The sequence below is a fragment of the Thermodesulfovibrionales bacterium genome (genome assembly GCA_035686305.1).
Taxonomy (GTDB): domain Bacteria; phylum Nitrospirota; class Thermodesulfovibrionia; order Thermodesulfovibrionales; family UBA9159; genus DASRZP01.
The window spans coordinates 1-10,695 of record DASRZP010000147.1 but is presented as its reverse complement, the minus strand read 5'-3'; the positions used below and the strand labels follow the sequence as shown (position 1 = coordinate 10,695).

Genomic DNA, 10,695 nt, shown 5'->3' with positions numbered 1-10,695 from the left:
CACGTCGACGTGGGAAATGAAATAGTCGGGGTCGGCGCTCTTAAACACAAGCACCTTGAAGGCGTCGCCGGCTTCGGCTCGCTGAATGAGGGCGACCAGATCACGGACGAGTTCTGGCCCGAGAAGGTTCATGGGCGGGGCGGAAATCTCCGCAAACAGAACGGCCCCTTCCCTGCGCACGTTAAGTGTGTCGAAAACCACGGGATCTCCGTGCTGCTCGTTACTAATTTCTTTCGACATTTCTATTCTCCGCGCAGGTCGAGATGTTCGACGACAGCGGCAGCGTCGGCGGCGTAGTGTTCCATGTCGTGGCCGCTGCCGACCTGGCTCGACCGGCCATGGCCGCGCCGGTCATGGGCGATGACGCGGTAGCCCTTCTCGACGAAGAAGAGCATCTGCGCATCCCAGTCGTCACTGCTCAGGGGTCAGCCGTGATGAAAGACGATCGGCTGACCGGAGCCCCAGTCCTTGTAGAAGATATGTGTTCCGTCTTTGGTTGTGATTGTCGTCATGGGATTACCTCCTTTTTTGTCCCGGATGCTGAAGCATTTCTACTTTGCCCCCTATCGTCACTGTTGACGTTTGCGGCTGGGGCGACATTTCGTGTTGAGATATTTTCCAAGAATCTCTAACTACACTCTATCAAAAAAAAATGTAGTTTCAAGTCCCGGTAAAAAAGAAGGCCTTTCCCGGTAGTGGGTCAAAATGACCCACTACCTAAAATGCCGTTTTTGTTCATTCCCATAGGAAACTGTCACCAACTGTTATTCCTCCATATGTCTGGGCAGGATCAGTATCGAGAGAGATCCCGTTTCACGAAGCCAGAATGTTTCGGGGCGAAGTTTTGCCGAGTTGCATCGGCCGATAACTGCGGGTAATCAGGTGAAGACGACTCCGTCAGTCTCGTGCAACGGCGTTTATTCCCATTCGTACTATGGCCGGAGTTTCAAGCGTTTGAAACTGCGGAGTCGTCAGTGCAGTCCTTCTTACCAGACAGGTTATGCCCCGAACCAAAAACACCAGAACGATCTTACGAACGGTCGCCAGGGGTGTCCGAAACTAAATCGGAATGACTGTCCGAACCAGCCCGTCCAAAAATTGACAAAAATGCGTTGAGGTGGTCATTTTGTTGAAAATATACACCGCCAATAAGCAACAGTAAAAAATTGTATATTGATCTGAATATTATAATTGTAGCTTTCTACCAAAGTGCAACACTAAATAAGATTACATAACTCATGGACCGAGAAAACTCTTATCCAAAGCGGAGAGTTCTATCCTCGGAACGTCAGGACCGCAGAGTCCCGGCTACAGTTCTATGCCAGCAGATTCGATACGGTCGAGATCGATTCCACCTATTACGCGATCCCGACGAAAAGCAATGCGTACCTGTGGGCATAAAGGACCCCGGAGAACTTCGTTTTTCATATCAAGGTCTATGGCGCTTTGACAGGACACGGCGTAGACCCGAGGGCGCTTCCCCCGGATATCCGCAACGAGCTTCCCGAAAAGGACAAAGCGCAGAAACAGATATTCGTAAAGGAATCCAAGGGACACTTCCCAGATTAGGGGAAGTCTTTGCAGTATATAAAGGTCGCCTCTCTAACAATTAGCTGTTGTATTCTTGCAGAATCCTCGATATTCTCAGAGGTGTTAACTTCTTCTATGTTAAAAAGCAAGACCTTTCTTCCCCAACGTAGTATGCTGCAACGTCTGTGAGCATAGCTGAAACGGGCATCAGTGTCGCGAAATGAGCACATCATGACTTCGGACTATCGTTAGACGGTCCCTATCTATCTTTGCTGTCGTCGTTTGACAAGCTTATGATGTTGTGATATACGTATCTTAAAGAACAGTCTAAGGCATAGAAGGGAGGAAATGATATGGATGACGCATTGGTGCAACGAGCTTACACTGCGGTCGTTGAGCATTTTATGAAGACTGGGAGGGCGCCGCACTATACCGACCTTGCAGGAACTCTTGGGGTGCGACCAGAAGAGGCCAGGCAGGTACAGCATAAGGCGGCAGAGTCCTCCATAGGCTGCTGGTTTGTCAAAGATACAGACTACGTCGAGTCCTGGGCGCCTTTTTCCAATGTACCGACCCATCATCTTGTGACGATCAAGGGGGAACAAAGGTGGTACGGCCAGTGAGGACTCGAAGCGCTGGCCGTGCGCTGGCTTTTCCCCGGTACGGAGGTCCGTATCGATACCAGGTGCCTTGATTGTGGACAACCCATCCGCATCCGCATGCGTGACGAGGAGATCCTCGAAGTCGATCCACCAACGACCGTGGGACACATGAATATTCCGTTCGCGAAGGCTTTAACAGGCGAAGTGACCTGGGGTTCAGCTTGAAGCCGCATGAATCTCTTCCGGTCGGAAGAACACGTGAAGCAATGGTCGCTTTATGATCCCGTTTCGGCTGAGTCCATCATGCCCTTATCCAACTGGGCGACGGCCTTCAGCGGACCCCTCTTCAGGAATCGTCTACAGCCGGACTATCTCTCCCGAGTGAGCGAATATGCATCCGAAATGATCTTAACGTTAAAGAAGCTGGGCAAGGAGGGACCCTTCTGGACACCAGGATAGCGTTCGCTCCATCACCGGAATCGGCCCTAAGCCCAATTCCGACCCCTCGTATCATGGGACGTTAGGGTGAACCGTCTGGAAATCGGTTTAATACTGACTTTTCGTTAAGACGCTCAAAGACCCACAGGAAAAAGAAAGGGGACTATCACCGGAGGGATCTCAGGAGCGGGAGAAAGACTCTGTCAACCTCTGCGAGTGAACCCAGCACGAACCTCTCGATTCCCCTGTTATCGGTCAGGAGGAGTCCCTCCGGCAGGGCATCCTCTTTGACCTGAGCACGCCCCATTGACTCGTGCCCTCCTGCGCTTCCTATGCCGCCGAATGTCGAACGCGCGACGTATCCCGCGTCCTTCTTGATGCCGTCGTTTCGGAAGACTACCAGGAGCGAGTCGCCCACCACTCCGGTAACTAACGCCCAGGATACGTTCTCCACCCTGATCAGGAAATCCGCCACCTGTACGCAAACGTCGAAGAACGGGACCGGCCCAAGGTGTGAGAACATGACCCCGTGTGAAAAACGTCTCCTGACAAGCGCGATACTGAAGTAGTCGAGGCCCTCCCACGAGAACTGCGAGAACTCTATCTGTTTGACAATGTCTCTGTCCGCCTTCTTTCTCAGCCATCGCACGGCTTCCATATCCCCCTGGCTCATGTCCCCCATGAAATGGCGCGCGTCAGTCTTAATGCCGTAGAAGAGAGCGCTCGCGAGGTTCCTGGTGAGGCGCACACCGGAGGCCCTCAGATACTCCGTCATGATGGACGAAGTGGAAAGGTAGTTTGGCCGTATGTCCACAAACTCTGCAAGGATTCGGGCATCGAGCAGGGGATGATGGTCGATCACGATATCGCAACGAGGCAGGGAGAAGTCTTTGAAGAACTGGGGCTGGCAGTCTACAATCGCTATAATATCAGCCCGGGTTGCTTCCTCCTCGCTGACCGGGAATGCCGGTATCTCGAGACGTCGTATCATGGAAGCGTTTTCAGGCCTTCCGATTGCGCCCGTGTAACCTATGGTCACAGCACGTTCCTTTGTCTCGAGCATGTGCTTAAGGGCAAGGGCGCTTGCGAGCGCGTCCGGGTCCGGATTCGCATATATTATGACCCGAACATCCTTCGCGCCCTCGCATACTTCTCCCAGGCGCTCAAGCTTGTATCGGATATTCTCGCGTGCTTCCGCCTTTCTCTTCATTGCTGCCATCCATGAAGGCTCCTCATGCTACGGTCCGCATGCTCTCCCTTTCAGATTAAAGAAGAACCTGAGCCCCTTCTTTACTTTATCGGAGAATATTTTTGTCGAAAGGAAATTGGCCGCCACTTTCTTATTGATCTCGCCGAGGGTCGGATAGGGGTGAATAGCCGAGACAAGAGACGAAAACCTGACCTTTCCGTTCATGACCGCTACCCATTCGTTTACCAGTTCACCCGCATGGGGACCGAAAATCTGAACTCCTATGGGCTCTTCCTTTGCGTTGAGGAGCATCTTGATCTTGCCCGCCTCTTCGCCCTCGGCAAGGCTCCGGTCATTTGACCTGAACTCCTCCGTCCACACGGAATATTCTATCCCCGCAACTTTGGCTATGGTCTCGTTCATGCCGATGTTTGCCAGTTCGGGGTCGGTATAGGTGCACCATGGGAGATACGTGAAATCCGCCTTTCTCGGCAGATGGAAGACGGCGTTGCCTACGACTATTCCCCCTTCGTATCCGGCTGCGTGGGTGAAGAGATATCTGCCGTTCACATCGCCGATCGCGTAAATGTGTTTATGGGTGGTCCTCATCCGATCATCGACCTCAATGCCCTTCATATCGAAGTAAACGCCTATTTCTTTCAGCCCCAAACCTTCCACATTGGGGTCTCTTCCTGTCGCCAGGAGGATCCTTTCGGACCTGAGTGTGACCGTACTGCCTTCAGATGTCTTAATAAGAACCTCCCGCTCGCTGCCCAAATCCCGCACGCTCTCGACCGAGGTCTTGAGATAAAAGGTGACACCCTCATTCCTCAAGACATTCATCACCAGATCCGCCATATCCTTATCTTCCTTCGGGAGTATCTGATCGGCGCGCTGGATCAACGTTACCTTTGATCCCAGGCGGACAAAGGCCTGCGCCATCTCAGTGCCGACAGGTCCGCCGCCGAAAATTATCATCGATTTCGGGAGCCTCTCCAGGGAGAAGATATGCCTGTTCGTAATAAAAGGGGTCTTATCGAGCCCTTGTATGGCAGGGGTAGAGGGTGAAGAGCCCGTCGCAATGACCCAGTTCTTTGCCGAATACGTCGTCCCGTTCAGGCGAATAGAATGTTCATCAATGAAGGTCGATTCTCCGAACTCCACCTTGGCTCCCAGCCTGCAAAACCGCTCTTCGGAATCATGCTTTTGAATAATTCCTATGACATGCTGAATTCTTTTCGCCACCTCCCCGAAGTTCACCGGCGGGAGATCAAGTCCCGGCAGGCCGTATCGCCCCGCCCTTTGCATGAGATGCCTGACGCGAGCGGTCATAATAAGTGTCTTGCTCGGTACGCATCCGTAATGGAGACAATCGCCGCCCAGTCTGCCCTCCTTATCGACAAGGAGCGTCTTTGCCCCGAGTTGGGCTGCTCCGGCAGCAACCGTAAGCCCTCCGGAGCCTCCCCCGAGTATCCCTATGTCAAAGTCGAATTTCGCCATGGTACCCTCCTTGATGATGAGACTTAATCTCTAATGGAGCCTGTCTTTCTAGATTTATAGAGAGAGAGGAACTTCTTTGTCGCAATGGGGAAGAGACCGAGAAGTACGAAGGAGAGAATGAGCCCCGGCGAAAGAATCCCCGCAAGGGAACTGATCTTTGCCAGCTCCTTGCCTGCATTGACATAGACTATGGTCACCGGCAACATTCCGACCTGTGAGACCCCATAGAAGGTCCTGAGGGGCATCTTTGTGAGCCCCATAACAAGGTTTATAAGCCAAAAGGGGAAGACGGGGATCAGGCGCAGCGTGAAGAGATAAAATGGTCCCTCTCTTGCAATCCCTTCATTAACCGTTTTCAGTCTGTCACCGAACTTCCGCTGCACCCAATCACGCAGGATAAATCTTGAGATAAAACATGCCAGGGTAGCGCCTGCGGAACTCGCAAAGGAAACAACGACCGTTCCTATCCATAGTCCGAAGAGTGCGCCGCCTGCAAGGGTCATTATCGCGGCGCCGGGCAGAGACAACGACGTTACGAGGATGTAGACCGCCATGTAGGCGGCAATAACCATGAGGCGGTGATCTGAATAAAGGGCGGTGAACTTCTCCTGAGATGTCTTGAGGTAAGAAAGGGTAAAGTACTGCCCCAGACCGAGAACCTTGAAGATCACGACGACTCCGACGATGACCGTTACGACTGCTATCCTTGTTGAGATTTTTCTCCTCGCCATCCTGCCCTCAATGAAGCTCCGCCAGAGTTCGATGTTCATTCACAGGCATGAACCTGTCATGTCGTGAAAAAAAACGATTGCCCGCAGGAAGGACATTTCTCCATCTCCTGGGCCCTTTTCAGATATTGTTGAACAACGATAATAAAGGCAGCATGACTCCACGTGAGGGGAGAAACAGAAACAGGTTCACCGGTAAAGGGGTTTACCTGTTCCGCGAAGACCCCTGACGGAAGAGCCCTTTCAGCGACCCAGTTCATGGTCGCAAGTGATTCTTGCAACTCCTCCTTGTGCTTTGCCCGAGCTATCTGGTATTGAGCATACCACAGGGTACAAATGACCCAGGGGTTCCCGTTGATCTCCTTGTTCGGCTCAACCACGCTCTGGTATCGGTCGTTTTCGTATCTCGACATGCCGCCTATCCCGGTCTTGCACCAGAGACGATCCTTCAGAGCGTTCATAGTCCTGACGACCCTTTCATCTCCGGCAGAAAAGACATCGAAGGCAATGAGTCCGGCAAGGCTCGAATCCAGTCTGAAATCCTTCTTGAGTATCCCAAGGCGTTCCGAGACGGAGACGAGAAATCTCCCTGTGTCGCCGTCGTAGAGATATTCTGCCAGTGCGTCACTCATCCTGTTGGATGCCTTATGGTATTTTTCGGACAGGTCCATCTCTCCGAAGGCGGCCGTGAAACGGCTTGCCCCGTTCAGGCCGGCGATGACAGCGCAGACGGTAAAGGTATGGACCCCGAGTTGCTCCTCCCAGAGGTCGTAAGACGGAAGGGGGAGTCCTGTCCTCTGGTCCACGAACTCGCACATAAAGTCCGCCGCAGCCTTAATGAGCCTTCTGTAGAGCGGCTTAACGAACTCAACATCCCGGTACATGCTGAAATGTTCCCAGAGAGCCCACAGGACAAGACCCGTCTCGTCCTCCTGAATCGGAAGGTGAGGTCTTCCTTCGAAAACCCAGGGGTGCCATGAGCTGGCGAGAGAACCATCGGGAGTGTATTTGTGCATGAAAAAACCTTTTCTCTCAACTATGTTGCCGCAGAATTCGAAGAAGCTCCTCGCGGGTCCGGGAAAACCGGCAAGGTCGAGAGCGTGCGCCACAAGGGCCCCGTCCCTCGGCCATACGTATGCATAGGTGTCCCTCGAAAAATGGAGGATGTCCGAGTCGTCGGATGCTATGATCGCGCCATTACTACTTATATGCGTCCTCAGAATGAGGAGACTTCGAGTATAAAGCCCTTTGATGGCCCCGGGAAGATCACCGAATTGCATACCCTCCCTGTTGAGCCATAACCTCCAGTAATCGGCGGTCCTTTTAATGAAGTATCCCGGCGTCCTCTGAACGACGAGATCGTTCAACCGTTTCACACCCCTCCAATCGACACACGCGGCCATCCAGTAATATGCCGTTGACTTCTTTCCGGGATGGATCGTCGTGTGCACGGCGCATATCGAATCCACAGAGCCCTGCGCAACGGGATTACCTGACAGCACACCGTCCTCGGCATCGACCCATGTTCCCTGGAGTCCCTTTGTTTCCTTTAATCCGGCGGCAAACTGAGAAATGCCGATGCCGTCTTCGGTCAAGACGTTGACGAGGAAATACCTTCTTCCCTTATAGTGCAGGAGGGCCTTCTCCTCGGGCTTGTAACAGACGGTATCACCGATCTCAGTCCCGTATATATGGAAATCATGATGGAAGAAGAGCCTGAGGTCAATGAACTGAGTCGAGAGATTCCTCGCCGTGAGCTCCCTCACGTAAAGGTTTTCGTGGAAGTCGACGACATCCCTCATGAGAATTTCTACCCCGAGGGTTCTGTTGACAAGCTCGATCCGCGCCACAAGGGTGTCATCTTCATAGTCCAGTGAGCGTTCCCACCCTGCATCATCGAGCCAGCTGAATGCGCCGTTCACCCAGGCGCCGACTCTGAAGACATGGCCTTGGGCATGGTTTTCGCTGCCCACACTTGGGAAGCAGAGGTCGCGGATGAGCCCTGTCCTGTCATAGAGTATCAGCAGGGAACCATTGCCTATGGGTATGTCCCTCGGCATGACCTCTCATCTCCTTCCTTTAGGGATAGCACCTAAAGACGCCTTCCTTCACCACAGCTACTGCTGCCCGCAGCCGTTAGCATCACCCCTGCTGCCTTACCCTGACATTGACGGAATGAAGACCCTTCGCACCGTCAGGAAACGACCGCAACAACTTCCCTAAGAGAGAAGGAGACTCCTGGACTTTACCCGCACTGTCAATTCCACGAACGGTTATCGTATATTCCCCCGCCTTTGAGGGCTTCCAGTCGAAACTCCAGAGCGTCCAGGACCACTTTGAAAGAGGCGGCTTCAGTGCTGCGTCATGCCATGTCTTTCTCTTATCGAGGGAGACTTGCACCCTGCTGATTCCGTATCTTCCGGCAAAGGCGACACCGCCGATAACGTAATTTCCGAGCGGTATCGTCTTTCCCTCCATAGGCATCAGGATTTGCGACTTATCGGGAATAACCGCCTCATCGGACCATCCCTTCTTTTCCCAGTAGCCCTTAAAGTCGTAATTGACAAGCTCTATCTTCGATAGCCATTTGACGTGTTTCATTCCGTAAATGCCCGGGACGATCGCCCTGAGAGGATAGCCGTGCTTCCTGGGCAAGGGCTCGCCGTTCATCCTGTATGCAAGAAACACGTCTTCCGAAAGGGATAGAGAATAGGGTATACTGTCGCTGTAACCGTCCTCGGCGAAGAATGCCGTCTTCACGATCCCCGTTCGCGCCACCGCCTTCTCTATGACTCTTCTCAGGGTCACACCTTCCCAAAGTGCATTGCTGATCGAATCTCCTCCGATGGGATTGCCTATACATTCAAGTGTAACAAACTCGGTCTTGTCTTTCATTCCTTCAAGTTCTTTCAGGGTAAGCGTACAAGGCTTGTCGACGAGTCCCTCGACTCTCAAACTGAACTTCTCGCCGTCGATACTCGGCACCGTATCGGAATAGGTCGTGATGTAAAACTCACCGTTCGGCGTGATCTCCTTTGCCACGAACCCCATGAAATTTACGGTGCCTTTCATGAGAAGGGCATGTTTTTCCTCTTCTGTGACTGCGCCGGCATACTCATATATCCCGTCAAAGAGGGAAACTCCGAACCCTAGCCCTATGGCCCCTACCCATGCCCGTCGAAAAAAATCTCTCCTGCTCAGTGATTCTTTCATGGCATGTCTTCCTCCTAAGGATTCCGGCACAACGCCTACCTCGGTCCGGGATTTTCACTTGCCCGTCATCGGGAGCCCTACAGACATCTTCTCATAAAAGGAGTATATCAAAGGCGTAAGAGATTACAAGTCAACGGCAGAGACCTCATGCGACGAACTGCTGCTGGAGAAGTGGATGGCCGATTCTGGAGAGACCTCTCTGCGAAGCCCACAGCAATCTTGCATCGCGAATGCCATCACGAGAGTGAAGGGATCAATATTCTCGACATTCTCATGAGGATCGGTTAGTCTAATACCATATGAAAAAACGGAGCACACCCAAAACGAGACAGACGACCCTGCGGATCACGTTTCCGGAAGACGAAGTCCGTTTCTCCTGGCTTCCGCACCTCCTCGACGCATATGAGGCTATCGACACCGGCGTCGCAGTAGCTCTCAATCGCGAGAGGAGGCGCGCAAACCGCCCCGTAGCGTGCAAGGCATCATGCGACGCCTGCTGCAGGATGCATACCGACATCCCGCTTTATCCCCTTGAACTCGCCGGTCTTTCGTGGTACTGCATCGAGAAGATGGCAGGCGATGACCGGCGGATTCTGAAAGAACAGCTCCTGGCCCACGCTGGCAAACCACCCTGTCCCTTCCTCATCAGGAAGAACTGTTCCGTCTATCCGATGCGGCCCATGGCCTGCCGGCAGTTCATCGTCTTCGGCAGGGTCTGTGAAGAGGGCGAAGACCCCTTCTTCACGAGAAGGCAGGATGTTTTGATGCCCATCCCTGATTTTAAAGACCAGGCTTTCCTTGCCCTCATGCCCTACCACGGCATCACATCGCCGGAAGATAAGACTCTTGCACTCAGGCAGGGCATTCTGAACAGGCTGGTGAGGAACCTCCAGGAGTACGAATGGAAGGTGCTGGCGGCAAAGATGGAGAACTTCGACGCCCGGCGTTGACAGCAGCAGAGATGCCGAAGTGCTTGCAACATTGACTCAAGGATTCAAAATCAAGTAAACTCAAGGGCCATGTTTCGTGACCACTCCGTCTGTCAGAGCAATGAGCGCAGGGCGCGGTCGAGAGGCAAATCTACATTCGTTGAGAGGTACTCTTCATGTCTAATGAAAAGATTGAAGGCCATATCCTGAATACCACCGGAGCCGGTGACCACGAAGAAAGCTTCGCTTTCCTCCTCGAGCAGAGCGCAGGCCCTTCTGAGTGGCTTGAGCCGGGCCAGAAGGTCAGATCAAGGGTGGTGAGCATCTCGAGAGATCTCGTCTATATAGACCTCGGCGGTAAGAGTGAAGGGGTGATAGACCTCAGTGAATTCATGAACGAAGACGGCACATGCCGCGTGCAGGAAGGTGATGACATTGATGCCTTCTTCGTCTCTGTGGAGAACGGCACGAGGCGACTGACGACGCGGATCGGCGGTTACTCGGCAGTCACGCTCAATGCAATACGGGATGCTCATGCAGCCGGGCTGCCGGTGAAGGGCGATGTG

The 10,695-nt window shown here is 53.0% G+C and carries 10 protein-coding genes; 3 read left to right on the top strand and 7 right to left on the bottom strand.

Annotation, left to right across the window (positions count from 1 at the left end; all coding sequences use genetic code 11):
* Together VFG09_15685 and VFG09_15680 are read right to left on the bottom strand one after the other, a co-directional pair.
* On the bottom strand, positions 1-240 hold a 240-nt coding region (locus VFG09_15685; protein ID HET6516595.1), incomplete at its 3' end, for a hypothetical protein.
* Positions 241-242: 2 nt separating this feature from the next.
* Positions 243-395: an alpha/beta hydrolase gene (locus VFG09_15680; GenBank protein ID HET6516594.1), complete on the bottom strand. Its 153-nt coding sequence runs from the start codon at positions 393-395 to the stop codon at positions 243-245.
* A 1,488-nt stretch (positions 396-1,883) separates the two neighbouring features.
* Here VFG09_15680 and VFG09_15675 point away from each other — a divergent pair.
* On the top strand, positions 1,884-2,153 hold the full coding sequence (locus VFG09_15675) for a hypothetical protein (GenBank protein HET6516593.1): 270 nt from the start codon (positions 1,884-1,886) through the stop codon (positions 2,151-2,153).
* Between the two features lie 583 nt (positions 2,154-2,736).
* Here the strand turns inward: VFG09_15675 and VFG09_15670 are convergent.
* The 5 genes from VFG09_15670 to VFG09_15650 form a co-directional block, all read right to left on the bottom strand.
* A complete protein-coding gene (locus VFG09_15670) occupies positions 2,737-3,789 on the bottom strand; it encodes a DHH family phosphoesterase (protein HET6516592.1) in 1,053 nt (350 codons plus the stop codon).
* Positions 3,790-3,807: 18 nt separating this feature from the next.
* A complete protein-coding gene (locus VFG09_15665; GenBank protein ID HET6516591.1) occupies positions 3,808-5,259 on the bottom strand; it encodes an FAD-dependent oxidoreductase in 1,452 nt (483 codons plus the stop codon).
* Positions 5,260-5,282: 23 nt separating this feature from the next.
* Positions 5,283-5,990 (bottom strand): TVP38/TMEM64 family protein, encoded by a 708-nt coding sequence (locus VFG09_15660; protein ID HET6516590.1) that lies wholly within the window; start codon positions 5,988-5,990, stop codon positions 5,283-5,285.
* Positions 5,991-6,046: 56 nt separating this feature from the next.
* On the bottom strand, positions 6,047-8,047 hold the full coding sequence (locus VFG09_15655; GenBank protein HET6516589.1) for a glycoside hydrolase family 15 protein: 2,001 nt from the start codon (positions 8,045-8,047) through the stop codon (positions 6,047-6,049).
* Between the two features lie 82 nt (positions 8,048-8,129).
* Positions 8,130-9,200: a molybdopterin-dependent oxidoreductase gene (locus tag VFG09_15650; GenBank protein HET6516588.1), complete on the bottom strand. Its 1,071-nt coding sequence runs from the start codon at positions 9,198-9,200 to the stop codon at positions 8,130-8,132.
* Between the two features lie 299 nt (positions 9,201-9,499).
* Here VFG09_15650 and VFG09_15645 point away from each other — a divergent pair, with 299 nt between their 5' ends.
* A complete protein-coding gene (locus tag VFG09_15645; GenBank protein HET6516587.1) occupies positions 9,500-10,150 on the top strand; it encodes a YkgJ family cysteine cluster protein in 651 nt (216 codons plus the stop codon).
* A 155-nt stretch (positions 10,151-10,305) separates the two neighbouring features.
* A partial coding sequence (locus VFG09_15640; protein ID HET6516586.1) for a S1 RNA-binding domain-containing protein occupies positions 10,306-10,695 on the top strand: 390 nt, incomplete at its 3' end.

Excerpts from the sequence above, each read along its gene's own strand:
- VFG09_15680 (HET6516594.1), bottom strand. The coding sequence starts at position 395 with ATGCTCTTCTTCGTCGAGAAGGGCTACCGCGTCATCGCCCATGACCGG.
- VFG09_15675 (HET6516593.1), top strand. The coding sequence starts at position 1,884 with ATGGATGACGCATTGGTGCAACGAGCTTACACTGCGGTCGTTGAGCAT.
- VFG09_15670 (HET6516592.1), bottom strand. The coding sequence starts at position 3,789 with ATGGCAGCAATGAAGAGAAAGGCGGAAGCACGCGAGAATATCCGATAC.
- VFG09_15665 (HET6516591.1), bottom strand. The coding sequence starts at position 5,259 with ATGGCGAAATTCGACTTTGACATAGGGATACTCGGGGGAGGCTCCGGA.
- VFG09_15660 (HET6516590.1), bottom strand. The coding sequence starts at position 5,990 with ATGGCGAGGAGAAAAATCTCAACAAGGATAGCAGTCGTAACGGTCATC.
- VFG09_15655 (HET6516589.1), bottom strand. The coding sequence starts at position 8,047 with ATGCCGAGGGACATACCCATAGGCAATGGTTCCCTGCTGATACTCTAT.
- VFG09_15650 (HET6516588.1), bottom strand. The coding sequence starts at position 9,200 with ATGAAAGAATCACTGAGCAGGAGAGATTTTTTTCGACGGGCATGGGTA.
- VFG09_15645 (HET6516587.1), top strand. The coding sequence starts at position 9,500 with ATGAAAAAACGGAGCACACCCAAAACGAGACAGACGACCCTGCGGATC.